This is a genomic window from Nocardioides sp. NPDC006303, assembly GCF_040613175.1.
Classification (GTDB): domain Bacteria; phylum Actinomycetota; class Actinomycetes; order Propionibacteriales; family Nocardioidaceae; genus Nocardioides.
Genome location: NZ_JBEXRR010000016.1, coordinates 51,876 through 74,594, shown reverse-complemented (window position 1 = coordinate 74,594; position 22,719 = coordinate 51,876). Strand labels below are relative to the sequence as shown.

Annotated in this window: 26 protein-coding genes and 3 tRNA genes; 18 read left to right on the top strand and 11 right to left on the bottom strand. The window is 69.7% G+C overall.

Annotation, left to right across the window (positions count from 1 at the left end; translation table 11 throughout):
- The first annotated feature begins 16 nt into the window (after window positions 1-16).
- Complete coding sequence (locus tag ABZY89_RS14455) at window positions 17-1,183, top strand: Fic family protein (protein WP_355228168.1); 1,167 nt, start codon at window positions 17-19, stop codon at window positions 1,181-1,183.
- A 127-nt stretch (window positions 1,184-1,310) separates the two neighbouring features.
- Here the strand turns inward: ABZY89_RS14455 and ABZY89_RS14450 are convergent, their stop codons facing one another.
- The gene (locus tag ABZY89_RS14450; protein WP_355228167.1) at window positions 1,311-1,874 is read right to left on the bottom strand and encodes a type III effector; all 564 of its coding nucleotides are present in this window, start codon (window positions 1,872-1,874) and stop codon (window positions 1,311-1,313) included.
- Between the two features lie 334 nt (window positions 1,875-2,208).
- Window positions 2,209-2,745 (bottom strand): type III effector, encoded by a 537-nt coding sequence (locus ABZY89_RS14445; protein WP_355228165.1) that lies wholly within the window; start codon window positions 2,743-2,745, stop codon window positions 2,209-2,211.
- A 270-nt stretch (window positions 2,746-3,015) separates the two neighbouring features.
- On the opposite strand from ABZY89_RS14445, the gene ABZY89_RS14440 reads away from it, so the two are divergent.
- The gene (locus tag ABZY89_RS14440) at window positions 3,016-4,728 is read left to right on the top strand and encodes a hypothetical protein (protein WP_355228163.1); all 1,713 of its coding nucleotides are present in this window, start codon (window positions 3,016-3,018) and stop codon (window positions 4,726-4,728) included.
- 80 nt (window positions 4,729-4,808) lie between these two features.
- The gene (locus ABZY89_RS14435; protein WP_355228161.1) at window positions 4,809-5,696 is read left to right on the top strand and encodes a DMT family transporter; all 888 of its coding nucleotides are present in this window, start codon (window positions 4,809-4,811) and stop codon (window positions 5,694-5,696) included.
- Here ABZY89_RS14435 and ABZY89_RS14430 read toward each other — a convergent pair.
- Complete coding sequence (locus ABZY89_RS14430) at window positions 5,693-5,911, bottom strand: hypothetical protein (protein ID WP_355228159.1); 219 nt, start codon at window positions 5,909-5,911, stop codon at window positions 5,693-5,695. The genes ABZY89_RS14435 and ABZY89_RS14430 overlap by 4 nt on opposite strands.
- Before the next feature lie 95 nt (window positions 5,912-6,006).
- Window positions 6,007-7,191 (bottom strand): glycosyltransferase, encoded by a 1,185-nt coding sequence (locus ABZY89_RS14425; RefSeq protein WP_355228157.1) that lies wholly within the window; start codon window positions 7,189-7,191, stop codon window positions 6,007-6,009.
- Between the two features lie 71 nt (window positions 7,192-7,262).
- Between ABZY89_RS14425 and ABZY89_RS14420 the strand changes: the two genes are divergently transcribed.
- The 11 genes from ABZY89_RS14420 (at window position 7,263) to ABZY89_RS14370 (ending at window position 14,323) form a co-directional block, all read left to right on the top strand.
- Entirely contained in the window at window positions 7,263-8,294 is a 1,032-nt protein-coding gene (locus tag ABZY89_RS14420) for a pirin family protein (protein WP_355228156.1), read from the top strand.
- 43 nt (window positions 8,295-8,337) lie between these two features.
- Complete coding sequence (locus ABZY89_RS14415) at window positions 8,338-9,270, top strand: ROK family protein (protein WP_350663270.1); 933 nt, start codon at window positions 8,338-8,340, stop codon at window positions 9,268-9,270.
- Entirely contained in the window at window positions 9,267-9,656 is a 390-nt protein-coding gene (locus ABZY89_RS14410; RefSeq protein WP_355228154.1) for a CidA/LrgA family protein, read from the top strand. Before ABZY89_RS14415 ends, ABZY89_RS14410 begins: the two co-directional genes overlap by 4 nt.
- Complete coding sequence (locus ABZY89_RS14405; protein WP_355228152.1) at window positions 9,653-10,330, top strand: LrgB family protein; 678 nt, start codon at window positions 9,653-9,655, stop codon at window positions 10,328-10,330. The genes ABZY89_RS14410 and ABZY89_RS14405 overlap by 4 nt, the downstream gene beginning before the upstream one ends.
- Before the next feature lie 27 nt (window positions 10,331-10,357).
- Window positions 10,358-11,788, top strand: a complete 1,431-nt coding sequence (locus tag ABZY89_RS14400) for an amidase (protein ID WP_355228150.1) — start codon at window positions 10,358-10,360, stop codon at window positions 11,786-11,788.
- A 74-nt stretch (window positions 11,789-11,862) separates the two neighbouring features.
- A tRNA-Thr gene (locus ABZY89_RS14395) sits at window positions 11,863-11,935 on the top strand.
- Between the two features lie 68 nt (window positions 11,936-12,003).
- A tRNA-Met gene (locus tag ABZY89_RS14390) sits at window positions 12,004-12,077 on the top strand.
- A gap of 46 nt (window positions 12,078-12,123) precedes the next feature.
- Window positions 12,124-12,294 carry a 50S ribosomal protein L33 gene (rpmG, locus tag ABZY89_RS14385; RefSeq protein WP_091042824.1) on the top strand — a complete coding sequence of 57 codons (171 nt, stop codon included), beginning with the start codon at window positions 12,124-12,126 and terminating at the stop codon, window positions 12,292-12,294.
- Window positions 12,295-12,508: 214 nt separating this feature from the next.
- Complete coding sequence (locus ABZY89_RS14380) at window positions 12,509-12,916, top strand: MaoC family dehydratase N-terminal domain-containing protein (RefSeq protein ID WP_355228148.1); 408 nt, start codon at window positions 12,509-12,511, stop codon at window positions 12,914-12,916.
- Window positions 12,916-13,314, top strand: coding sequence for a MaoC/PaaZ C-terminal domain-containing protein (locus ABZY89_RS14375; protein WP_355228146.1), 399 nt, complete (start codon window positions 12,916-12,918; stop codon window positions 13,312-13,314). The genes ABZY89_RS14380 and ABZY89_RS14375 overlap by 1 nt, the downstream gene beginning before the upstream one ends.
- Entirely contained in the window at window positions 13,307-14,323 is a 1,017-nt protein-coding gene (locus ABZY89_RS14370) for a UDP-N-acetylmuramate dehydrogenase (RefSeq protein ID WP_355228144.1), read from the top strand. Before ABZY89_RS14375 ends, ABZY89_RS14370 begins: the two co-directional genes overlap by 8 nt.
- Here ABZY89_RS14370 and ABZY89_RS14365 read toward each other — a convergent pair.
- Both ABZY89_RS14365 and ABZY89_RS14360 read right to left on the bottom strand, forming a co-directional pair.
- The gene (locus ABZY89_RS14365; protein ID WP_355228143.1) at window positions 14,301-14,972 is read right to left on the bottom strand and encodes a response regulator transcription factor; all 672 of its coding nucleotides are present in this window, start codon (window positions 14,970-14,972) and stop codon (window positions 14,301-14,303) included. The two genes, ABZY89_RS14370 and ABZY89_RS14365, sit on opposite strands and share 23 nt — an antisense overlap.
- Window positions 14,969-16,078, bottom strand: coding sequence for a sensor histidine kinase (locus ABZY89_RS14360; protein WP_355228141.1), 1,110 nt, complete (start codon window positions 16,076-16,078; stop codon window positions 14,969-14,971). Before ABZY89_RS14360 ends, ABZY89_RS14365 begins: the two co-directional genes overlap by 4 nt.
- A 171-nt stretch (window positions 16,079-16,249) precedes the next feature.
- Here ABZY89_RS14360 and ABZY89_RS14355 point away from each other — a divergent pair, with 171 nt between their 5' ends.
- On the top strand, window positions 16,250-16,615 hold the full coding sequence (locus ABZY89_RS14355; protein WP_355228139.1) for a DUF6223 family protein: 366 nt from the start codon (window positions 16,250-16,252) through the stop codon (window positions 16,613-16,615).
- A gap of 46 nt (window positions 16,616-16,661) precedes the next feature.
- On the opposite strand, the gene rlmC is transcribed toward ABZY89_RS14355, so the two are convergent.
- Genes rlmC through ABZY89_RS14330 form a run of 5 tightly spaced genes read right to left on the bottom strand, consistent with a single transcriptional unit; the run spans window position 16,662 to window position 21,247 of the window.
- Window positions 16,662-17,774, bottom strand: coding sequence for a 23S rRNA (uracil(747)-C(5))-methyltransferase RlmC (gene rlmC, locus ABZY89_RS14350; protein ID WP_355228137.1), 1,113 nt, complete (start codon window positions 17,772-17,774; stop codon window positions 16,662-16,664).
- Between the two features lie 3 nt (window positions 17,775-17,777).
- Window positions 17,778-18,182 (bottom strand): DUF4190 domain-containing protein, encoded by a 405-nt coding sequence (locus ABZY89_RS14345; RefSeq protein ID WP_355228135.1) that lies wholly within the window; start codon window positions 18,180-18,182, stop codon window positions 17,778-17,780.
- A 3-nt stretch (window positions 18,183-18,185) separates the two neighbouring features.
- Window positions 18,186-18,890, bottom strand: coding sequence for a DUF4190 domain-containing protein (locus ABZY89_RS14340; protein WP_355228133.1), 705 nt, complete (start codon window positions 18,888-18,890; stop codon window positions 18,186-18,188).
- 15 nt (window positions 18,891-18,905) lie between these two features.
- Entirely contained in the window at window positions 18,906-19,967 is a 1,062-nt protein-coding gene (locus ABZY89_RS14335) for an adenosine deaminase (protein ID WP_355228131.1), read from the bottom strand.
- Window positions 19,964-21,247: an aminotransferase class I/II-fold pyridoxal phosphate-dependent enzyme gene (locus ABZY89_RS14330; RefSeq protein ID WP_355228129.1), complete on the bottom strand. Its 1,284-nt coding sequence runs from the start codon at window positions 21,245-21,247 to the stop codon at window positions 19,964-19,966. The genes ABZY89_RS14335 and ABZY89_RS14330 overlap by 4 nt, the downstream gene beginning before the upstream one ends.
- Before the next feature lie 128 nt (window positions 21,248-21,375).
- Between ABZY89_RS14330 and ABZY89_RS14325 the strand changes: the two genes are divergently transcribed.
- The 3 genes from ABZY89_RS14325 (at window position 21,376) to nusG (ending at window position 22,609) form a co-directional block, all read left to right on the top strand.
- A tRNA-Trp gene (locus tag ABZY89_RS14325) sits at window positions 21,376-21,448 on the top strand.
- Window positions 21,449-21,464: 16 nt separating this feature from the next.
- Window positions 21,465-21,740, top strand: coding sequence for a preprotein translocase subunit SecE (secE, locus tag ABZY89_RS14320; RefSeq protein WP_160025598.1), 276 nt, complete (start codon window positions 21,465-21,467; stop codon window positions 21,738-21,740).
- Between the two features lie 62 nt (window positions 21,741-21,802).
- Window positions 21,803-22,609 carry a transcription termination/antitermination protein NusG gene (nusG, locus tag ABZY89_RS14315; protein ID WP_355228127.1) on the top strand — a complete coding sequence of 269 codons (807 nt, stop codon included), beginning with the start codon at window positions 21,803-21,805 and terminating at the stop codon, window positions 22,607-22,609.
- The last annotated feature ends 110 nt before the right edge of the window (window positions 22,610-22,719 follow it).

Sequence of the window (22,719 nt, the reverse complement as noted above, 5' to 3'; positions counted from 1 at the left end):
GGTAAGTTGACCGGTCATGGATCCGGAGAGGTACGACGCTCCGCAGTTCGGCAGGGCGACGCGGGAGCCGGGGAACAAGTGGGCCTACTGGTACTACAAACCCGCCCACATCCCGCGTGACCTGCCATTACAGCCACTGACCGTGAAGGCGCTCTCGGATGCCGACGCCGCGCTGGGGCGCCTCCAGGGAGTGAGCGCGCTGATCCAGGACCCCGAGCTGTTGATCGGGCCCTACCTGACCCAGGAGGCGGTCGCCTCCTCCCGGATCGAGGGCACCCAGACCTCCCTCGAGGAGGTCCTCCAGGACGAGGTCAGCGGTCAGGCGACCAGGAGTGAGGACGTCGCCGAGGTCAAGGCCTACCTGGCCGCGACCCGCCAGGGCTTCGAGCTCATCAGAAGCTGGCCGCTCAGTCAGCGGCTCGTCCTCGAGCTCCACAAGACCCTGCTCACCGGGGTTCGGGGTCACGAGCGCCACCCCGGCGAGTTCCGGCGGAGCCCGGTCTGGGTCGGGTCGCCGACCGACAACCCCACCACCGCTGCGTACGTCCCACCCCTCCCGCCCGACCTGCCCGAGCTGATCGCCGACTGGGAGGCGTACGTCAACGTCCCCGACCTCAGTCCGACGCTGGTGCGGTGCGCGCTGATGCACTACCAGTTCGAGACGATCCACCCGTTCCTCGACGGCAACGGGCGCATCGGGCGGCTGCTGATCAACCTGATGCTGATGGAGGAGGGGCGGATGACCACGCCGCTGCTCTATCTCTCGGGCTACATCGAGGCCAACCGTCAGACCTACTACCAGCGGCTGCAGAGCGTCCGGGAGCGCGGTGAGATGCAGGAGTGGCTGCAGTTCTTCCTCACCGCGGTGCGACGCTCGGCCGAGGACGCCACGACCAGGTCCGAGCGACTGGTCGCGCTCCGGGAGAGCTATCTCGACGAGGCCGCCACCTCGCGCGCCAACCTGTCCGGGCTGGTCACGCTGCTGTTCGCCAACCCCTACCTGACCGTCAAGCGCGTCCAGGACGCGACCGGTCTGACCAACCAGGGTGCCCGCAACCTGATCCAGGACGCCGAGCGGCGTGGGTGGATCGAGTCCGCCGGCCGGTCGGGCCGCGGCGGCCGGCACTACTGGATCGCCAGAGCGGTGATGGACGTGATCGAGGAGCCACTGGCGTACGACTGAACACGCCTGATCACGACGGAAAACGTGCAGGTGGCCCCGGCTGTGCACGTGTGCACGCCCAGGGCCACCTGTGTGACGTAGCCGAGCAGTCGGTAGGGGGTTGATCACTCGGCCATGGTCATGTTTCTCAGAAGGTGCCGAGCGCCAGCGGGTTCGGGACCTGGTCGACGGGGAGGCCGTCGAGAGCCGGGTTCTCCATCGGGAGCAGGAACGAGACCTGCTCCATCTCGCTGTCGGACAGCTCGGACGGCAGCGCGCCGCCCATGATCTTGTCCATCACGATGCCCGGCGCACCGACGTACGCGCCGGAGACGACCAGGGCGGCACCGTTGCCGACCTGGTGCGAGCCACCGTCCCAGTTCACCCAGGCCTTCTTCTGCGCCGGGCTCAGGTCGCCGCCGGTGGCACCCATCAGGATGAGGCCCGGGGCGCCGACCCAGGCGCCGCTGACCATGCGAGCGGCGCCGCCGGTGGCCTGGCCGGCGCCACAGATGAAGCTGGCCCAGGCCTTCTGGCTCGAGGGCGAGAGGTCCGAGGCGCCGGAGGAGTTCTCCGCGATGCACTCGGCCTCGGTGCGGTTGTGGTGGGTGCCGTCGGCTGCGGTGGCGGTACCCGTGGTCAGTGCGACTGCGACACCCGAGAAGGCGGCGACGGCCGCGACGCGGCGGAGCAGCCCTGTCTTCTTGTTCATTTCGTACCTTTCATCGATCAATTCGAATTGAAACATCACGCACGGACGCGACCCCCGGATCGATAACAGATGCATCGATACGTTCGCATCCGGGAAGTGATGCTAGGAGAATCAACGACCATCGCAGTAAGTCGACACGGCTGTTTTCATGTCAACTAATGACAAATGAAATGTAATGACGTAATTTTCGCCAATCTGCAACGTTCTTGTTTGAACGCGCGTAAATGCGCAGATGGCCCGGTCGTGCGCGAAGGCACGGCCGGGGCCATCTGGGGACGGCGCCGATCGGATCGTGGTGGGAGCTACGGTCGGTCGGCGGTCGTCATGTCGACGCTCAGAAGGACCCGAAGGGAGCCATCGGGTTCGGGATCTGGTCGGTGGAGATACCGTCGAGCGCCGGGCTGTCCTGCGGGATGAGGAACGTGACCTGCTCGAGCTCGGCCGGCGACAGGTCGCTCGGGGTCGCCCCGCCCGCGATCTGGTCGAGGATGATGCCGGGGGCACCGACGTAGGCGCCCGCGACCATCATGGCGGCACCCTCACCGATCTTGTGGCCACCCTCGTCCCAGTTCTCCCAGGCAGCCAGCTGCTCCGGGGTGATGGGGGAGCCGGTGGCGCCGGCGAGGATCAGGCCCGGGGCGCCGACCCAGGCGCCGCTGACCATCTGGGAAGCACCGCCGGCGACGTAGGAGCCGCCGAGGATGAAGTCCTCCCACGCCTTCTGCGAGGAGGGCGAGAGGTCGGAGGAGGAGACGCTGGCGGTGGTCGGCGCCGGAGCGGCGACGGCGGTGCCGGTGGTCAGTGCGACGGCGACACCCGAGAAGGCGGCGATGGCCGCGGCGCGGCGGAGCAGCCCTGTCTTCTTGCTCATTTCATACCTTTCATCGTCAATTCGAATCGATCGCAGCGCGGCCGCCGAGCTGATAACACTCGCTTCGACACGTCCGCGTGCGGTTCATGACGCTAGGGATGCTCACCGTGCGATGTTCCGTCCGACACGGCTTCGTAATTACCAAGTGGACGTAAACGTTCCATACCGACGAGTAATACCATGCCCGGTCGGGTTAATGGGTTCCTGGAATTCGGCGAGCGCGCTAGATTGCCGCGTCCTCTTCTCGGGACCCCCACCTAGAAGGCATCGATGAGCTCGGCAACGTACGCACCTTTGATCGCTGATTCCCGTCGGCCGAAGAAGGGCGGGAGGGTCCTCCTGTCGGTGCTCCTCGGTCTGCTTGGTGCACCACTCCTTCTCGTCGGAGCGGGACTGGCCATCGCAGCCGGACCCGACGACGTCGTGATGGGCAAGGAGACCCCGATCCAGCAGGGCGCGGCGTACTCCACGCCGGAGGCGTTCGCCTTCGACCGTCTTCCGGTCACCGTCCGCGTGGAGGCGATGGGGGAGGCGTACGTCGGTGTCGGCAACCCGGTCGACGTGCTCGACGTCGTCAAAGGCACCAAGGCCGTCGAGATCGCCAAGACCCCGCTGACCAGGGTCAGCGGTGCCGCCGGCTCGGGCGAGAAGGTGCCGGATGCCTCCGAGGCGCCGTGGTGGGACGAGACGGTCTCGGGCTCCGGGACCCAGGAGCTGAACGTGACGCTCACCGGGGAGCCGGTCTCGTTCCTGGCCGCGAGCCGGGACGGTGCGCCGATCAAGCTCGCCTTCGGCTATCGGCTCGATGGGATCTTCCTGGTCGCGCTGGGCGTTGCGGGCTTCGGCGCCCTGCTGCTGCTCGGCGCTGTCGTCGTGCTGCTGACCAGGAAGCGTGAGCGCCAGGATCAGTGGCAGCCGCCCCGGCCACCGGCTGCGTACGTCCAGCCGCCCCACCCCGTCCAGCCGAGCTACCCGACCCAGCCGGCCCGTCCGGTCCTGACGGGCCCGGGCCCGGCGATGCCGCGCCCGCCGGCCGGCGGGCTCTACCGCCGCCTGGGCATGGCGGCCGGGATCGGCGTCGTGGCGTTCTCGCTCACCGGGTGCTCGATGCCCGCGTCCGTCGAGCTCGACGAGGCCAGCAAGGTCTCGCTGCGGAGCGACGACGTCGGTGTTGTGATGCGGGACTGGAACGCGCGCAGCAACGAGGCCATCAGGGCGAACGGGCGCGGGAAGTGGAAGGTCGAGGCGTGGGACCAGGCCGCCACTGGTCCCGTGCTCGCCATGTTCCAGGCCGCGACGGTCGCGGCCAAAGCCACGGGCTACAAGCAGCGCCCGCGCACCTTGAACCTGGACCCGGGCCGGGTCTGGTCGGTGCAGCGGAGCGAGTATCCGATGTGGGCCATCGTGGAGATCGACGGCGGCGGCCGGAAGCCCGCGCTGGCGGTCTACGAGCAGCAGGACGCCCTCTCGCCCTGGAAGCACCGTGGCGAGGTCAAGGTCAAGGCGAGCCACATCCCCACCGAGGTCGAGGGTGCCGCGCCGGTCTCCGCGGCGGATGCGAAGCGGGTCCAGGACGTCGCCGACAAGATCGACGCGTACCTCGGCAAGCCCAAGACCGTCGATGGTCTCGCCGGCCTCAAGAAGCTCCGGGCACCGCGGCGCGAGATGGACGCGTACGTCGCGGAGATGGGTGTGGACACGGTCAAGACGACCGTGGAGCCATTCGATGAGACCGGACCCCGGATGGTGCAGACGCGCGAGGGCGTGTTCGCGATGCTGGAGTTCACCGTCGACAGCATCGTCGGTGGCCAGGGCACCGAGTGGGAGTGGAACCCGCCCTTCGACGAGTTCCGCAGCCAGGCCGGCAAGAACCTGTCGATCCGAACAGCGGTGATGGTCGCGGTGCTGGTGCCGAAGGACGGCGACCCTTCGGTCCTCGGGGTCGAGTACGGCGAGATCCTGGGTGCGAAGGTGAAGATCTGACCCTCAGGGTTCATCCGCTGATCGCGCGATGATCGCGTGAGCGGCGGATGGGCTTTCCTCGCGAGGTCTAGCGTCGAAGCATGGATCATGCTGCGGCCGTGAGCCTGGCCATCGGCGCATGCGTCCTGTTCTCGCTCTCCGCCGCCGTCCAGCAGCGCGCCAGTGCGCTCGCGCCCGGCCGCAGCGGCGGGATGGCCGGCGTCGAGCAGCTGATGCTGGCGCTGGTGCGCAACCCGCTGTGGGTCACCGGCGCGATGATCAACGCGATCGGCTTCGGGGTGCAGGCGGTCGCGCTCCACCTGGGGTCGGTCTCCGTCGTGCAGTCGGTGATGCCCACGCAGCTGCTCTTCGCGCTCGTCTTCGCCTCGATCGCCGCCCGCCACTGGCCGACGGTCGCCGACTGGGCCAGCGGGGCCGCGATCTGTGGCGGCGTGATCCTGCTGGTCACCGACGACCATCGCGGCGGCACCTATGCTGACGTCGGCCGCGTCGCGCTCTTCGCCGGGTGTGTGGCGGTCGTGATCTGCGTACTCCTGCTGGTGGCCCACCGGTTCCCGCCGCCGGTCGCGGCGGCGACCACGGCGGTCGCCGCCGGCTGCTCGTTCGCGACCACCTCGGTGCTGCTGAAGATCACCGCCGACCGGGCCGCCGCCGACGGATTCCTCGGGCTGCTCACGCTGCCGGCGTTCTACGGGTTGCTGTGCACCTGCGGCCTCGGGATCGTGCTCACCCAGGCGGCCCTCGCCGCCGGACCGCTGCCCTGGGCGATGGCGGCGATGACGATCACCAACCCCACCGTCTCGTACGTCGCCGCGGTGGTCGCCTTCGGCGCGTCCGCCCCCACGCTGTGGGTCGCGGTGAGCGCCGGCGCGCTGCTGGTCACCGGGATCGTCGGGCTCGCTCGGTCACGGTCGGCGGTGAGGTGGACGCCGGCGCGGCACGAGCGGACCGAGATCCGGGTCTCCTAGCGGTCCTGCATCGATCGCGGCCACGAGCGCCGCCTGGTCGACCTGGGCTTGAGGTGCTCGGGCAACGCGCTGATGTACGGCGCGGCATGCCGGCATTCACCACAGGTGACGTCTCGATAGTCGTAGGAGGTCAGCGGATCTTCTCCGTACGCGCGACACACCGGGCCGAAGGAGTCGGCGAAGTGCGTGCGCTGTTTCGTCGTCAGCTCGCTCATGTGCGCCTCACGTGTCATTGGCTTGGAATGGTCACAGCAGGGTAACGGCGTCCCAACAGAAAGTGCGCTCCGACACCCTGATGACTTCGCTCCGTTCATGCGTAGCGGCGGGAGCGCCTGGCCGCCTGCCGCTGCCGCGAGCGCGCGAGGAGATAGGTCGGCGCGGTCTCCTGCGCGAGGCTCTCGTGAAGCTCCAGCATGTCCTCGATCGTGCGCGACCAGGGGAACTGCTCGGCCCGCTCGCGTGCCGCGTGCCGGGTCGCCACCACCGGCCGCTCGGCGACGTCGATGACGGCGTCGGCCAGCGCCGCCGGACGGGCGGACGCCCAGGCTCCGCACCGGGGGTCGATGAGCTCCCGCGCGCCGCCGCGGTCGGCGGTCACCACCGGCGTACCGCTGGCGAGGGCTTCCAGGACGGCCAGCCCGAAGGTCTCGCGCGGGCAGACGGAGAGGGCCACGTCGGCCTCGGCCAGCGCCCGGGCGATCCGGTGGCGGTCGGAGACGTGCCCGTGGAAGACGACCGGGGCTCCGGCGGCGAGGGCCTCGATCTCGGCACGGTGCGGCCCGTCGCCGTAGACGTCCATGCGTACGTCGAACCCGCGGCGATGCAGCTCGACGGCTGTGGCGACCGCGAGGTCGGGGGACTTCTCGCGGGAGAGGCGGCCGACGTGGACGAGCCTCAGGGTGTCGTCGCGGTGCCCGAGCGAGGGCTGGAAGAAGTCGAGGTCGACGCCCAGAGGCACCTGCGCGATCGGGCAGCCGACGGTCGCGGCCAGCGGCTCGAACTCGTGCCGGGCGTAGTCGGAGGTCACCAGCACCTGGTCGAAGGAGCGCACCAGCATCCGGTTGAGCAGCGCGGTGGAGACCTTCGAGGTGGTGTCCATGCCGGTGTAGGTGGGCATGTACTCGTCGAGCCGCTCGTGGGAGAAGAGCACCGTCCCGATGCCCTGGCGCCGGGCCCAGCGGGATACCGGAAGCATCGTGAACTTGTCGCTGACCTCGAGGCTCGTCGGGTTGAAGCGGGTCAGCACGTCGGTCACCCGCCACGGCTCGATGATCAGCCGGTAGCCGCCACCCACGCGCGGCGCTCTCAGCTGCACCACCTCGCCGAGGTCGGTCGAGGTGACCGAGTCGTACGGGCCGGGGACGACCAGAAGCCGGTCGTGGCCCGCCTCGAGATAGCCACGGGCGAGGGCCTCCAGAGCCGTCTTCATGCCGCCGGAGGTGGGGCCGACGAAGTTCGCGAGCTGAGCGATGAGCACGGCCACATCGTGTGGCATCGAGGTAGCCCTTCGGCGACCTCGGTGTGACGTCGGCATGGCGAGGCAACGTACGAGATATCGTTGAAGATATGACCAACCTGGACGCGCACCCCACCCCCGTCGAGTGCGTCGGTGGAAACGGGGACGAAGGCGTCGAGATCCAGATCATCACCCCGCGCGACGTCCCGCTGGGCGGCCCACGAGCGATGAACGTACGCCGCACCCTGCCCGCCCGCTCGCGCTCGCTGATCGGCGCGTGGTGCTTCCTGGACCACTACGGTCCGGACGACGTCGTCGTCTCCGGCGGGATGGAGGTGCCGCCCCACCCGCACACCGGGCTGGCGACGGTCTCCTGGCTGTTCACCGGGGAGATCGAGCACCGCGACTCGGTCGGCACGGTCGCGATGGTGCGCCCGGGCGAGGTCAACCTGATGACCGCCGGCCGCGGGATCTCCCACTCGGAGAACTCCACGCCCGAGACCACCGTCCTGCACGGGGCGCAGCTGTGGGTCGCGCTGCCGGACGAGTTCCGCGACGTCGAGCCGGCGTTCCAGAACCACGCGCCCACGCCGATCGAGCGTGACGGGGCGACCGTGCGGGTCTTCATGGGGTCGCTCCTCGGCGTCACCTCGCCGGTGCGGACCCACTCCGAGATCCTCGGCGCCGAGATCCTGCTCGAGCCCGGCACCCGGCTCGAGATCCCGGTCGACGAGCGGTTCGAGCACGGCGTACTCGTGGACACCGGCGAGGTGTCGATGACCGGCCTGGGCGCGTCCGGTCCGGCTTCGGCCGAGGTGGAGAAGGACTCCCTCGCCTACGCCCCTCCGGGCGCCACCACGCTGATCCTGCAGGCCGGTGAGGCGTGGACCCGGCTGCTCCTCCTCGGCGGTACGCCGTTCGGCGAGTCGATCATCATGTGGTGGAACTTCGTCGGGCGCACCCACGAGGAGGTCGTCGGGTTCCGCGAGGAGTGGCAGAGCCAGGTCACCCGCGGTGGCGGCGAGCTGGTCGAGGACTCCCAGGACCTGGCCGAGGGCCGTTTCGGCGTGGTCGAGGGCAACCACCAGCGGCCGATCCCGGCACCCCCGCTTCCCAACGCCCGGCTCCGCTCGCGGTCTTAGGTCGCGTCGGTGCTCATGCTCAGTTCGTGCTTAGACTGCAGTCGTGAGTGACGAATCCTCAGACCCAGGGGTCGTGCTGGCCGTGGCGGTGGGCCGCAGCCGTAGCCAGGCGGCGGTCTTCGACCTCGCCGGGCGCGAGCTGGCCGGCGACACCCGCGACCACGAGGTCGGCATCTCCGCCGAGGTGCTGATGCCCGAGGTCGTCGAGCGGATGACCAAGATGGTGACCTCGATCGACCTGCCGGTGCTGGCGATCGGGATGAGTCTGCCCGGGGTGGTCAACCCCGATCTCGGGATGAGCATCGACACCCCGGCGATGGGCGGCTGGGACGGCGTCCAGCTGGCCCCCTACTTCACCGCGCTGACCGACGCGCCGCTGATCCTCGCCCACGACGCCCACGCGCTGGCGCGGTCGGAGCTCTTCAACTCCGACCATCCCGTACGCAACGCCCTGGTCGTCAAGGCCTCGACCGGTCTCGGCATGGGCATCATCGTCGACGGCAAGGTCGTCACCGGCGCCCTCGGGGCGGCCGGCGAGATCGGGCACACCCGCATCGACGCGGCCGGAGACCGGCCCTGCCGCTGTGGCTCGACCGGCTGCCTGGAGACCGTCGCGTCCGGCTGGGCGCTCGCCCAGCGGCTGACCGACTCCGGGGTCCCCGCCGGCCACGTACGCGACCTGGTGGCCGCCGCGCTCGCCGGTGACGCCGTCGCGCGCGGGCTGCTGCGCGAGGGCGGACGACAGCTCGGCGAGGTCGTGGCCACGGCCGTCAACCTGCTCAACCCGGAGGTCGTCGTCATCGGCGGCGACATGGCCGGTGCCTTCGACCTCTACACCGCCGGGGTGCGGGAGAGCGTCTACGCCCGCTCGAACCCGATCGCCACCCGCGAGCTCACCTTCATGGCTCAGCTCCACGGCGACTCCTCGGGCCTGGTGGGCTGCGCCGCGATGGCGATCGAGTCTCTGACCCCGTGATCGTCGGCCTGCTCTGGCTGCTCGGATGCCAGCTGGCCGGAACCGCGATCGTCGAGCTGACCGGGATACCGCTGCCCGGCCCCGTCGTGGGGATGCTGCTGCTCTTCGTCGTCCTCGTCCTGCGGCACCGCGACGGCGAGCACGACCCGGTCATCCAGGTCGGCGACTACTTCCTCTCCCACCTGCAGCTCTTCTTCATCCCAGCCGGAGTCGGCGTGATCGCCTACCTCGCGGTCATCCGCGACGCGGCGTTGCCGATCGTCGTCGCACTGCTCGGCTCCTGGTTCCTCGGGCTGGCCGTCGTCGGCTGGGTGCTCACCCTGTTCCTGCGCCAGGTGCCCGAGGTCACCGGCACCGAAGGTGCGCCGGGGGAGGAGATCGAGTGAGCGTCATCCTGTGGCTGTTCGTGACGGTCGCGGCGTACGAGTTCGGGCGGTGGCTTCGGGCGCGGACCCGTTCCCCGCTGGCCCAGCCGGTGGCGGTGGCGATCGTGATCGTCGGCACCCTGCTGGTGGTGAGCGGCACGACGTACGACGACTACGCCGACGCCACCAGGCTGATCAGCTTCCTGCTCGGCCCGGCGACGGTCGCGCTGGCGATCCCGCTCTACCACCAGGTCGCGCGGCTGAAGGGGATGGTGGTGCCCGTCCTGGTCGCGCTGACCGCCGGCGCTGTCGTGTCGATGGTCAGCGGCATCCTGCTGGTGCGCTGGCTCGGTGGCGGGGACGTGCTGGAGCGGACGATGGCCACGAAGGCCGTCACGGCTCCGGTGACGATCGCGCTGGCCGAGCGGCTGGGCGGCTACCCGGAGCTGTCGGCGTGCTTCGCGATCGTCATCGGCACCTTCGCCGCGATGGTCGCGCCGCGGGTCCTGACCCTGCTCCGCATCCGCGACCCGCGGGCGCGCGGCATCGCCGTCGGCGCGGTCTCCCACGGCATCGGCACCGCCCGGATGCTGGAGGAGAGCCGGGTCGAGGGCGCCTTCTCGGGACTGGCGATGGGACTCACCGCGGTTGTGACATGTCTCCTGGTTCCGCTGGTGGCGTACTTCCTCCTCTGAGGCTCCCCGCCGCCTAACGTTGGTCTCATGGCCCGTGTGCACGCCTTCACCGACGACGTACTCGGCACTCTCGACGCGGTCGGGGTCGCCGAGGCCCTGCGACGCGGTGACTTCAGCACCCTCGAGGCGGTCGAGGCGTCCATCGCCCGGATCGAGGCGGTCGATGCCGCGCTCGGAGCGATGGCCTACCGCACCTTCGACCGGGCCCGGATCCAGGCGCGTGCTCCCCGGGCCGGCTTCTTCGCCGGCGTCCCGACGTTGATCAAGGACAACACCGACGTCGCCGGCGTGCCCACCAGGAACGGCACGGACTCGTACGTCATGCCGCCGGCCTCACGCAACGGCGAGATGACCAAGCTGCTCTTCAAGCTCGGGTTGTTGTCCTTGGGGAAGACCCAGCTCTCGGAGTTCGGGTTCTCAGGCACGGCCGAGCACGCGCGTCTCGGTGCGGTGCGCAACCCGTGGGACACCGGCCGCGTGGCGGGTGCTTCGTCGGCAGGTTCGGGTGCGCTGGTGGCCGCCGGGGCCGTACCGATGGCCCACGGCAACGACGGCGGTGGCTCGATCCGGATCCCGGCCGCTGCGTGCGGGTTGGTCGGACTCAAACCGACCCGAGACCGGCTGCCCCAGGATCCGCTCTACGGCCTGCTGCCGCTCAAGATCGTCACCGACGGCGTGCTGACCCGCTCGGTGCGCGACACCGCCGCCTTCTTCCGGGAGGCCGAGAAGGCGCGCCACACCTCGCTGCGGCCGATCGGGGACGTGACCGGCCCCGGGTCGAAGCGGCTGCGCTGTGCCATCTTCACGGGTGCGCTCGGGCGTGACGCCAGCCCCGAGATCGCCGAGCTGACGCTGAAGACCGCGGCGGTGCTGGAGGAGCTCGGGCACAGCGTCGAGACGGTGCCGCCGCCGGTGCCCGAGACCTTCGCCGACGACTTCGTCCTCTACTGGGGGACCCTGGCGGTCGCTTTGGTCAACGCCGGCCCGCTCCGCGGCAAGACCTGGGACCGCAGCCGGCTCGACAACCTCACGGTCGGCCTCGCCCAGCACACGCTCAAGAACGCCAAGTACGTCCCGGCCGCCATCGTCCGGCTGCGCAAGGCGCAGGCGATCGCGGAGGGGTTCCACGCGGCGTACGACGTCGTCCTGACGCCCACGGTCGCGCACGAGACCCCTGAGATCGGGCGGCTGGCACCGGGCCAGGTCTACGAGTTGGTCATGAAGGGGCTGATGGACTGGGTGGCGTTCACGCCGTGGCAGAACGTCACCGGTGGGCCGGCGGTGTCGTTGCCGATTCAGCAGACCCTCGCCGGGTTGCCTCAGGGGATGATGTTCGGGGCGGCGCCGGGGCGTGAGCGAATGCTCCTCGAGCTGTCATATGAGCTCGAGGAGGCGATGGGTTTCGCGCGCATCTGGGAGCCCGGTCGAGGCGCCGAGGACCCCGCTGACCTGCGATGATGCGGTCGGCGGAGGGAGGGGCCGTGTCGATTTGTTGAGCATGGCGCCCCTGCCGTAATGTTCTCTCACGCAACGCCCCTTTAGCTCAGTCGGCAGAGCGTCTCCATGGTAAGGAGAAGGTCTACGGTTCGATTCCGTAAAGGGGCTCTGGGTCCATTAGGATTCTTGGGTTGAGGGTCCCGCAGTAGGAATACTGCGGGCCCGATTCCTGTTGAGGCGGGGTAGCTCAGGCGGTTAGAGCGCACGACTCATAATCGTGAGGTCGCGGGTTCGATCCCCGCCCCCGCTACCGCCAAAGACCGCATCACCTCGATCAGCACCGTAAGGAAACTCCTGTGGCCAGCAAGAGCAGCGACGTTCGCCCGAAGATCACCCTCGCTTGCACCGAGTGCAAGGAGCGGAACTACATCTCCAAGAAGAACCGTCGGAACGACCCCGACCGTATCGAGCTCAACAAGTACTGCCCGCGTTGCCGCAAGCACACCGCGCACCGCGAGACCCGCTGAATCCTCTCAGTAGAGCGCGACGCTGATCGGCGCTCCGAACGCCCCGCCCCGAGTTCCGGGAGGCGGGGCGTTCGTCATTTGCCGAAGCGTCAGCCCCGTCGGCCGAGAAGTCACCCCGGTCGGCCGAGTTGGCACTGGCCTGCCAACTCGGCCAGCGCGCCTGACGCTTCGGCCGACGTGGGTGACTTCTCGGCTGGCCACTAGAGTTGCCCGCATGGCAGTTGATGGGTCGCTCGTAGGGCGCGCGTTTCCTCCGACCAGGCCCTATCGGGTCACCGATGAGAAGGTGCGGGAGTTCGCTGCCGCTACCGGGGTGGACTGGGAGAGCGGGGACCCGGTTCCGGCGACGTTCCCGATCGTGCTCGCCTTCGACGCGATGAACGCCTTCCTGGACGACGTCCAGGTCGAGCTGTCGCGGATCGTGCACGGCGAGCAGAAGTTCTCGTACGCCCGGCCGATCGCGCCGGGCGACGTGCTGGTCGCGACCCTGAGCGTCGCCTCGCTTCGACAGATCGGCGGCAACGACATCATCGGCACGGTCTCGGAGATCACCGACGAATCCGGGGCGGTCGTCTGCACCACCTCGGCCACCCTGGTCCACCGAGCGGCGGAGGTCGCGTGATGGCACTCGAAGCAGGCGCCGAGCTGGCCCCGAAGACCTACCCCGTCACCCGGGCGTCGCTGGTGCGCTACGCCGGTGCGAGCGGTGACTTCAACCCGATCCACTGGTCCGACCGGATCGCCACCGCCGTCGGCCTCCCCGGCGTGATCGCCCACGGCATGTTCACCATGGCCCTAGTCGCCCGAGCGGTCTCGGAGTGGACCGACGGTGCCGAGGTCGTCGACTTCGGCGCCAAGTTCACCAACCCGGTCGTCGTGCCCGATGACGACGAGGGCACCTCGGTGACGATCAGCGGCACCGTGAAGTCGGTCGAGGACGGGCTGGCGACGATCGCCCTGACCGTCCTCTCCGGCGACCAGAAGGTCCTCGGCATGCCGAAGGTCTCCGTACGTGTCTGAAAAGCTCTCCGACTACACCACCTTCCATCTCGGCGGCCCGGCGGCGGAGTTCGTCACCGCGACCACCGAGGACGAGATCGTCGAGGCCGTGACCGCGGCCGATGAGGACGGGAAGGACGTGCTCGTCCTCGGCGGCGGCAGCAACCTGGTCGTCGCCGACGCCGGCTTCCCTGGCACCGTCATCAAGCTGGCGAACACAGGCGTGGCGGCGGAGCCGCTCGAGGGCGGCGTACGCGTCACGGTGGCTGCCGGCGAGACCTGGGACGACTTCGTGGCGACCGCCGTCGACAAGGGCTGGAGCGGCGTCGAGGCGCTCTCCGGCATCCCCGGCAGCGTCGGCGCGACCCCGATCCAGAACGTCGGGGCATACGGCCAGGACGTCTCCCAGACCATCACCTCGGTCAAGGTGTTCGACCGCGAGCTTCGCGAGGTGCGGAGCTTCACCGCCGGGGAGTGCGCGTTCGGCTACCGGTGGTCGCGGTTCAAGGCGCGACCCGGGCGATACCTGGTCCTCGAGGTCACCTTCCGGCTCGGCACCGACGGCGAGACCGGCTCCCCGATCGCGTACGCGCAGCTCGCCGGCGCCCTCGGCGTCGAGCAGGGCACCCGGGTGCCGTCCAAGCAGATCCGCGAGGCCGTGCTGTCCCTGCGCCGCAGCAAGGGCATGGTCATCGACGAGGCCGACCACGACACCTGGTCGGCGGGCTCGTTCTTCACCAACCCCGTGGTCGCACCCGAGGACGTGCCCGAGGGCGCTCCGGCGTACCCCCAGCCCGACGGCACGGTGAAGACCTCCGCCGCCTGGCTCATCGACCACGCCGGCTTCAAGAAGGGCCACGGGAACCGATGCGTGTCCCTCTCCACGAAGCACACCCTCGCCCTCACAAACCGCGGCGAGGGCACGACCGAGGACCTGCTCGCCCTGGCGAGAGAGGTACGCGACGGGGTCGAGGCGGCGTACGGGATCGTGCTCGTCAACGAGCCCGTCATGCTCGGCGTGGAGCTCTAGGAGCGACCAGCCCGGACTCGTAGGCGAACACGACGAGCTGAGCGCGGTCGCGCGCGTGCAGCTTGGTCATCGCCCGGTTGATGTGGGTCTTGGCGGTCAGCACGCTGATCACCATGGCCTCGGCGACCTCGTCGTTGGTCATGCCGCGGGCGACCAGGGCGACCGCCTCGCGCTCCCGGTTGGTCAGCTCGGCGAGCCCGAGGGGTGCGTCGGCCGGGGAGGGCTGGCTGACGTAGTGGTCGATCAGCGCGCGGGTGACGGATGGCGCGAGCAGGGCGTCACCACGAGCGGCGACGCGCACTGCGTGCACGAAGTCCTCGGGCTGGACGTCCTTGACGAGGAACCCGGCAGCGCCGGCGCGCAGCGCTTCGAGGACGTACTCATCCATGCCGTAGTTGGTCAGGATCACGACGTGCACGTCAGCCAGCGCCGGGTCGGCGGCGATCCGTCGGGTGGCCTCGAGACCGTCGGCCACGGGCATCTGGATGTCGATCATCGCCACGTCCGGCAGGTGCGCGCGGGCGAGCGTCACCGCCTCGGCACCGTCGGCGGCCTCGGCGACCACCTCGATGTCGTCCTCGATGTCGAGGAGGGCCCGGAAGCCGCTGCGGATGAGCGGCTGGTCGTCGACCAGGAGCACCCGGATCACGACGTACGCTCCACCGGCAGCCGTGCCTCGACCATGAAACCGCCCTCCTCGCGGGGCTGTGCCCGCAGCTGACCTCCGAGGGCGGAGACCCGCTCCCGCATCCCGAGCAGCCCGATGCCGGGCACGGTCGTGGCCGGCGCTCCGGTGCCGTTGTCCTCGACCCGGATCCCGAGCGAGTCGGGCCGGTGGTCGATGTGGACCGACGCGGTGGTGGCCGCGGCGTGGCGGGTCACGTTGGTCAGCGCCTCCTGGACGATCCGGTAGGCCGTCCGGCCCACCGCGACCGGCACCGCGCCGGGCTGCCCGTCGACGGTCAGCGTGACGTCCAGCCCGGCGGACCCGACGGACCCCACCAGGTCGGGTACGTCCTCGAGCCCCCGCGGCGGGTTCGGATCGTCGTCGCGCAGCGCCGTCAGCGTCGCCCGCAGCTCGCGGGCCGCCTCGCGCCCGGCCTCCCGGATCGCCAGCAGCGACTCGGGGACCTCCTCGCCACGCCGCTGGGCCACGTGGACGGCGGCCTCGGACTGGACCTTGATCACCGAGATCTGATGGGTGAGAGAGTCGTGCAGCTCGCGGGCGATGTGCAGGCGCTCGTCGTCGGCCCGGCGCTGGGCAGCGGCCTCCCGGGTGCGCTCGGCCTCGTCGGCACGCCGCTCGGCCTGCCGGAGCGCCTCGCCGGCGGCGCCTGCCGCGATCAGCCAGGCGATCTCCAGGGCCCCGCGCGCTTGCTCGGAGGCGGCGCCGAGATCACCCACCGAGGCGTACGCCACCAGGAACAGCCCGCTCTGCATCACCACCGCGGCCAGCACCGTGACCAGCCGGTGCCCTTCCCGCACGGCCGCGTAGACGGCGACCAGGAACGCGATCACCGCGACGTCGAACCCGAGTGCCTGGAAGGCCAGCCCGCACGCGCCGCTGGCGACCAGCACGGCGACCGGCGCCCGGCGCCGGAGGACCAGGACCAGACCGCTCGCCACCAGCGCGGCGTAGCCGAGAAGCTCGTTGCCGGAGTCGGGCTGACCGCCGCTCAGTGCAGCCGCCAGCTGGGCCACGGCCACTCCAGCGGCGATGACCCAGTCTCCGACCGTGATCCGCCGCCTGGCCATGCGAGCAGGATATGCCCGCGCCCGCCGCCCGCGAGTCCCTCTGACGCAGGAGATCCGGCTACCACGTACGCAGTAGCGACGGCCCCGAAGAGTCCACGCAGGCAGGACGACTCCGGCGTGCGCCGACGGGACGATCGAGTCATCCGATCGAACTCGATGAAGGAGTCCTCCATGTCCCTGAACGACGTACTCATCAGCGCCGCCGACCCTGACGTCGGCGCCTACACACTGACCACCGCCCGGCTGTGGGCGACGCTCGCCGCGTTCGTCGGCCTGGCCGGAGCGGTCGCCGGCGTGGCAGCGCTGGCCCGTGCCGTACGCGGCGTCGGCCACCGTGGCCGCAACGGCGCCGTCGTGGCGCTCGCCTGCGGCGCGATCGCCCTCGTCGTCGGCGTCGTCAACCTGCTCGTGGCCGACGGCGGACCCGGCACCGGCAACGGCGTGGTCGGCGGCGGAATGGCGATCGTCCTCGGCCTCGCCGGCCTCGTCCTCGGTGGGCTGGCCCTGACCAGATCGCGCCGAGTCGGCGCGAACTGACGTGATTCACCGTCGAGTCGGCGCGTTCGAACGAGCCGACTCGGCATCAGGTCCGCTGCAGGAGCAGGAGAACCTCGTGGTGATCGGTGTTGGGGAACATGTCGAGCAGTCTTGCCGAGACGGGGCGGAGCGAGGGCATGTCGCCCAGGTCGCGGGCGAGGGTGTCGACGTTGCACGAGGAGTAGACGACGTGCTCGACCCCGGACTGCTCCAGCCACCCCGCGAGCGACGAGCCGATCCCGCGCCGCGGCGGGTTGACGATGACCAGGTCGGGCGCGGAGCCGGCCGAGAGGGCGTACGCAGCGGCATCCCCGGCCACCCAGCTGGTGCCCCGCAGTCCCAGCTCCGCGGCGGTCGAGGCGGCCGCTTCGATGGCCTGCTCGCTGGACTCGACACCGAGCACCTCCCGCCCGGGAGCGGCGACGTGCAGCCCGAAGCCGCCGACGCCGCAGTAGAGGTCCCACACCGACCTCGGTGCCGCCGAGGAGACCAGGTCGCGGGCATGGCGGTAGAGCGCGGCCGCGACATCGGTGTTGGTCTGGAAGAACGAGTGGGGGCGCAGCCGCAGACCGATCCCGTTGACCTCCATCGTGAGCGCCTCGCGGGCGGTCAGGAAGATCTCCTCAGGACCCTCGATGACGGCCTTGTGCTCCGGCTGGATGTTCACCGAGGCGACGGCGATCGGGAGCTCGTCCAGCAGCGCCGGAAGGTGCTTGCGCAGCCGGGCCAGCGCTTCGGTGGACCGCAGCACCCAGCGCACCATCAGCTCCCCGCCGGGCGCCTCGGTGACGATCACGTGCTTGAGCTCGCCGCGCCGCTCCGGCACGGAGTAGGGAGTGAGCCGCGCGGTCGTGACGAACCGGGACAGGACCGGCAGCGCGGCCTGCAGGCCCGGGGTGTGCAGCCCGCACGCGAGCAGGTCCACCCCAAGACCGTCGTGCGACAGGATCCCCAGCGTCGGCGCCTCCACCGACCCGGCGACGACCATCTTCGCCTTGTTGCGGAAACCGGCCTCCGGGCTGGAGACCGGTTCCTCCCAACGTACGTCACCGAGAGCCGCCGCGACCCGCTGCTGTTTCTGCGCGAGCTGGTCCGCGTACGCCATCTCCAGCCAGCGGCAGGAGCGGCAGGCGCCGGAGGTGAAGTAGCCGCAGTCCATCCGTCAGATTCGGCTGCTCAGCATCGCGTTGATGCTGTCGAACGTCGTGCTGTCGGTCTCGTTGGAGGCGACGACGATCATCACGATGATGAAGATGATGTAGGCGATCCAGAAGAGCATGTAGAGCGCCCCGAAGATCGTCCCGATGAGACCGGTGATGAAACCGGCCTGAGCGTTGCCGCGCCCGCTGTAGGCAGCTGGGTTGGCGTCGATCTCGGCCATCACGCGCTTGCCCTTGACCCATCCGAACGGTGCGATGAAGACGCCGATCCCGCCGCACATGACCGAGAGGCAGAGCCCGACGATCCCGAGGACCATCGCCGTGTTGGCCTCGGGATGCGGAGGGGGCTGCGGGAAGCCGTAGGGCGCCGGTGCGGGCTGATACCCGGGCGGGGGCGTGTCCGTCATATCTCAGAACTCGCTGTCGTAGGTCTCGTAGCCGCTGTCGTAGCCCGGGTCGTCGAACCCGCCGCTGACGCCGATGATCACGATGACGACGATCAGAAGGATGCTCAGGACCATCAGGACGGTGCCGATGATGCCGAGGATGAAGCCCGCCTGCGCGTTGCCGCGGCCGGTCAGGGCACCGGCCGACGCGTCGATCCGCTTCTTGGCGGAGAGACCCATGAACAGGGCGAACGGCGAGAGGACGATGGGGAGACCACAGAGGAATGACCCCACGAGCCCGACGATGCCGAGGACCATCGCCGTGGTCGCCCCCGAGTCAGGGGTGCCGACCGGACCGGCGTACGCAGCCGGAGCACCGTAGGGCGCCTGGCCGTAGCCCGGCTGACCACCGTAGTTCGGCTGACCGCCGTAGGCGGGCGGCGGAGGCGTCTGCCCGTAGCCGGCCGTCGGCGGGACCGGCGGCTTCTGGTCGAACGTCGCGCCGCCGTAGGGGTTGGGCGGCTGCTCACCGTAGGTCTGGCCGTACATCGGCTGGGTCGGCGCCGGCGGCGTCGACGCAGGCGGAGTCGACGCAGGCGGAGTCGCCACCTGGGTCTCGTCGGCCTGAGTCGGCTCGGCGGGAGTCGGCTCGGAAGGGGTCGGCGGAGGCGGAGTGGAGGCGTCGGCCGGCTTGTTGGGATCGGGCTGATCGTCGGACGGGTTCGTCATGGCCGACATTCTGTCTTAACTTGCCGGATCCGTGGGTTGCGAGGGCGCGCTGAGCCAGTCGTCGATCTCGGCGAGCAGAGCTTTCTTGGTCGACTCGGGCGCGGTCGAGGCGGTGATCGACATCCGCGCCAGGTCGGCGAGGGTCTCGTCGGTGAGCTCGTGAGCGGCCCGCATGGTGGCGTACTGCGCTGCAAGCCGGGACCCGAACAGCAGCGGGTCATCGGCCCCCAGCGCCACGGTCGCCCCTGCGTCGAGCAGCTGCGGCAGCGGCACCGAGGTCAGGTCGGAGTAGACGCCGAGCGACACGTTGGAGGTCGGGCAGACCTCCAGAGCGACGCCCGCGCGCACGATCTCGTCGAGCAGCGCCGGATCCTCGGCAGCGCGTACGCCGTGACCCAGCCGGGTCGCGTGCAGCGACCGCAGCACGGTGCGGATGTGCTCGGGCCCGCGCAGCTCACCGCCGTGCGGCATCAGCCGCAGACCGGCCCGCTCGGCGATCTGGAAGGCGTGGTCGAACTCCTCGGTACGTCCGCGCCGCTCGTCGTTGGAGAGCCCGAAGCCGACCACGCCGTGGTCGACGTACTGCGCGGCTAGACGCGCCAGCGTGCGCGCGTCCATCGGGTGCCGGGTGCGGTTGGAGGCGATGATCACCGCGATCCCGAGCCCGGTCGCCCGCTCCGCGTCGCCGACGGCCGAGAGCACCAGGTCGGTGAAGGCCGTGATCCCGCCGAACTTCGCCGCATAGCCCGACGGGTCGACCTGGATCTCGAGCCACCTGCCGCCGTCGCGTACGTCGTCCTCGGCGACCTCCATGACCAGCCGCCGGATGTCCGCCTCGGTGCGCAGCACCGAGCGCGCCACGTCATAGAGACGCTGGAACCTGAACCAGCCCTTCTCGTCGGCCGCGCTCAGCGTCGGCGGCCAGTCCGCGACCAGCTGCTCGGGCAGCCGGATCCCGTCGCGGGTGGCCAGCTCGAGCAGGGTCTCGTGGCGCATCGCACCCGTGAAGTGCAGGTGCAGATGCGCCTTCGGCAGCGTACGTAGGTCGCGTCGGGCCTCGACAGACACAGAAGTCACGCGAGCAGCTTCTCCGCAGCGGCCAGCTTCACGCACACAGTGACGACCTCCATGGCCCCGCTGACCTGCTCCAACGGCGGGAAGGACGGCGCCAGCCGGATGTTGGTGTCCTCGGGGTCGACCTTGCCGGGGAACGCCGAACCGGCCGGGGTCAGCGCGACGCCGGCGCCCTTGGCCAGCTCGATCACCCGGGTCGCGGTGCCCGGGAGCACGTCGAGGCTGACGAAGTAGCCGCCGGCGGGCTTGGTCCAGGTCGCCACGCCGAGCGCGCCGAGCTGGTCGGTGAGCGCGTCCTCGACGGCCGCGAACCGCGGCGCGAGCAGGTCGCGGTGCTTGGCCATGTGCTCGCGTACGCCGGTGGCGGAGCCGAAGAACTCCGCGTGCCGCAGGTGGTTGACCTTGTCGGGGCCGATCGCGCCGTGGCTGAGGTGGTCGAGCCACCAGGCGACGTTCTCCTTCGAGCCGCCGAAGAAGCCGACTCCGGCACCCGCGTAGGTGACCTTGGAGGTCGAGGCGAAGACCAGCGGACGGTGGGGGTTGCCGGCGGCGTTGGCCAGCGAGACGACGTCGGCGGTTTTGGTCTCGGCCGGGGTCAGGTGGTGCAGCGCGTAGGCGTTGTCCCAGAAGATCTTGAAGTCGGGAGCCGCGGTCGGCATCGAGGTGAGCCGCTCGGCGATCTCCTGCGAGGTGGTGTCGCCGGTCGGGTTGGCGTAGGTGGGGACCAGCCACATGCCCTTGAACGTGGGGTCGTCCTTGACCAGGGCGGCGACGGCGTCGGCATCGGGCCCGTCGGCGTGCATCGGCACGGTCACCATCTCGATCCCGAACCACTCCAGGAGCGTGAAGTGGCGGTCGTAGCCCGGCACCGGGCAGACGAACTTGACCGTCTCCTCCTGGCCCCACGGCCGCTCGCTGTCGACGCCACCGTGAAGCCACAGGTACATCAGCGTGTCGCGCATCATCGTGAGGCTCGAGTTGCCGCCGGCGATGAGCTGGTCGGTGTCCAGGCCGAGCAGCTCGGCGTAGATCTCGCGGATCTCGATGCCGCCCGCCAGGCCGCCGTAATTGCGCGTGTCGGTACCGTCCGGGGCGGTCGTCGCCTTGGGGAGATGGAGCAGGCCGTCGGAGAGGTTGAGCTGGTCCGCGGAGGGCTTGCCCCGGGTCAGGTCCAGCTTCAGGCCCTTGGCCACCAAGGTGTCGTACGCCGTGCGCTGCTCCGTTGCGAACGCTTCGAGTTCCTCGCGCGAGAGCTCGGCGAGGGGACGGGGATCTGAGGTCATGCCAGCAATCCTATGGGTCAAGGGGTCCCGGTTTGGAACGTGCTGAGCCGCGTGCGTAGACTCACCGTTGGTGGTCTTCCCACATGGTCAGTTGCGCCCTCAACCGCGCGTCTGATGCAGACCTCCGTAGGGCACTAGCTCAACTGGCAGAGCATCGGTCTCCAAAACCGAAGGTTGGGGGTTCAAGTCCCTCGTGCCCTGCAAAGCCGGACCAGCGATGGAAACGTTTTCGAGAGAAGGTGGCGGCGTGACGGACAGCAAGGCAGTCCCGACTCCGAACGACAAGAAGACGGAGAAGCGCACCAGTCTCCCGACGTTCTACCGCCAGGTCGTGGCCGAGCTCCGCAAGGTCGTCTGGCCGACGCAGCAGCAGCTCACGACGTACTTCATCGTGGTTCTGGTCTTCGTCCTGGTCATGATGGCGATCGTCGCGGGCCTTGACCTCGGGTTCGGCAAGTTGATGTTCTGGGTGTTCGGCGGCCGCGACGCGTGATCGCGTGGGCCCCGGCCCGCGGAACACACCCGATACACACAATCAACGGTTTGGAGCAGGACGTGTCTGAGCAGGACTACACCGAGGAGACCGAGGTCCTCGAGACGGCCGAGGCCGCCTCCGACGTGCCTGCAGAGGCTGAGCTCGACGAGGCCGACGAGTCCGGTGACGCTGTCGAGGCCGAGGATTCCTTCGACGAGATCGTCGAGGGCGAGGCCCCCGAGGCCGCTGACGACGACCCGCTCGAGGCGTTCCGCCGTGAGCTGTGGGCCAAGCCGGGCGACTGGTTCGTGATCCACACCTACTCCGGCATGGAGAACCGGGTGAAGTCCAACCTGGAGAACCGCATCGTCTCCCTCAACATGGAGGACTACATCCACGAGATCGTGGTCCCCACCGAGGAGGTCCCGGAGATCAAGAACGGCCAGCGCAAGATGGTCAAGCGCACCGTTCTCCCGGGTTACGTGCTGGTCCGGATGGACCTCACCGACGAGTCCTGGGCCGCCGTACGCCACACCCCGTCGGTCACCGGCTTCGTCGGCCACAGCCACCAGCCGGTCCCGCTGTCGATGACCGAGGTCGAGAACATGCTCGCCCCCGCCGTCGTCGCCCAGGCCGAGGCCGAGGCTGCCGCTGCTGGTGAGGCCGCGACTGCAAGCTCCGGCGCCACCGGCACCGCCAAGAAGCCCGTCGAGGTCGTCGACTTCGCCGAGGGCGACTCGGTCACCGTCGTCGACGGCCCCTTCGCCACGCTTCACGCGACCATCACCGAGCTCAACGCCGAGTCCCAGCGCGTCAAGGCGCTCGTCGAGATCTTCGGCCGCGAGACCCCCGTCGAGCTCTCGTTCAACCAGATCGAAAAAGTCTGAGCGAGCTCAGACACGAACGAATGCCCGGGCCGAGGCCCGGGCATTCGGCATTTGATGCCCGTCGGATGGCGCAGGAGTCGACCGCGCGGAACGTCTGTTTTTGCCAATGC

What these genes read in the sequence shown, in the direction of transcription:
- ABZY89_RS14455 (WP_355228168.1), top strand. Translation starts at nt 17, where the DNA reads ATGGATCCGGAGAGGTACGACGCTCCGCAGTTCGGCAGGGCGACGCGG.
- ABZY89_RS14450 (WP_355228167.1), bottom strand. Translation starts at nt 1,874, where the DNA reads ATGAACAAGAAGACAGGGCTGCTCCGCCGCGTCGCGGCCGTCGCCGCC.
- ABZY89_RS14445 (WP_355228165.1), bottom strand. Translation starts at nt 2,745, where the DNA reads ATGAGCAAGAAGACAGGGCTGCTCCGCCGCGCCGCGGCCATCGCCGCC.
- ABZY89_RS14440 (WP_355228163.1), top strand. Translation starts at nt 3,016, where the DNA reads ATGAGCTCGGCAACGTACGCACCTTTGATCGCTGATTCCCGTCGGCCG.
- ABZY89_RS14435 (WP_355228161.1), top strand. Translation starts at nt 4,809, where the DNA reads ATGGATCATGCTGCGGCCGTGAGCCTGGCCATCGGCGCATGCGTCCTG.
- ABZY89_RS14430 (WP_355228159.1), bottom strand. Translation starts at nt 5,911, where the DNA reads ATGAGCGAGCTGACGACGAAACAGCGCACGCACTTCGCCGACTCCTTC.
- ABZY89_RS14425 (WP_355228157.1), bottom strand. Translation starts at nt 7,191, where the DNA reads ATGCCACACGATGTGGCCGTGCTCATCGCTCAGCTCGCGAACTTCGTC.
- ABZY89_RS14420 (WP_355228156.1), top strand. Translation starts at nt 7,263, where the DNA reads ATGACCAACCTGGACGCGCACCCCACCCCCGTCGAGTGCGTCGGTGGA.
- ABZY89_RS14400 (WP_355228150.1), top strand. Translation starts at nt 10,358, where the DNA reads ATGGCCCGTGTGCACGCCTTCACCGACGACGTACTCGGCACTCTCGAC.
- ABZY89_RS14380 (WP_355228148.1), top strand. Translation starts at nt 12,509, where the DNA reads ATGGCAGTTGATGGGTCGCTCGTAGGGCGCGCGTTTCCTCCGACCAGG.
- ABZY89_RS14375 (WP_355228146.1), top strand. Translation starts at nt 12,916, where the DNA reads ATGGCACTCGAAGCAGGCGCCGAGCTGGCCCCGAAGACCTACCCCGTC.
- ABZY89_RS14360 (WP_355228141.1), bottom strand. Translation starts at nt 16,078, where the DNA reads ATGGCCAGGCGGCGGATCACGGTCGGAGACTGGGTCATCGCCGCTGGA.
- ABZY89_RS14355 (WP_355228139.1), top strand. Translation starts at nt 16,250, where the DNA reads ATGTCCCTGAACGACGTACTCATCAGCGCCGCCGACCCTGACGTCGGC.
- rlmC (WP_355228137.1), bottom strand. Translation starts at nt 17,774, where the DNA reads ATGGACTGCGGCTACTTCACCTCCGGCGCCTGCCGCTCCTGCCGCTGG.
- ABZY89_RS14345 (WP_355228135.1), bottom strand. Translation starts at nt 18,182, where the DNA reads ATGACGGACACGCCCCCGCCCGGGTATCAGCCCGCACCGGCGCCCTAC.
- ABZY89_RS14340 (WP_355228133.1), bottom strand. Translation starts at nt 18,890, where the DNA reads ATGACGAACCCGTCCGACGATCAGCCCGATCCCAACAAGCCGGCCGAC.
- ABZY89_RS14330 (WP_355228129.1), bottom strand. Translation starts at nt 21,247, where the DNA reads ATGACCTCAGATCCCCGTCCCCTCGCCGAGCTCTCGCGCGAGGAACTC.
- secE (WP_160025598.1), top strand. Translation starts at nt 21,465, where the DNA reads ATGGAAACGTTTTCGAGAGAAGGTGGCGGCGTGACGGACAGCAAGGCA.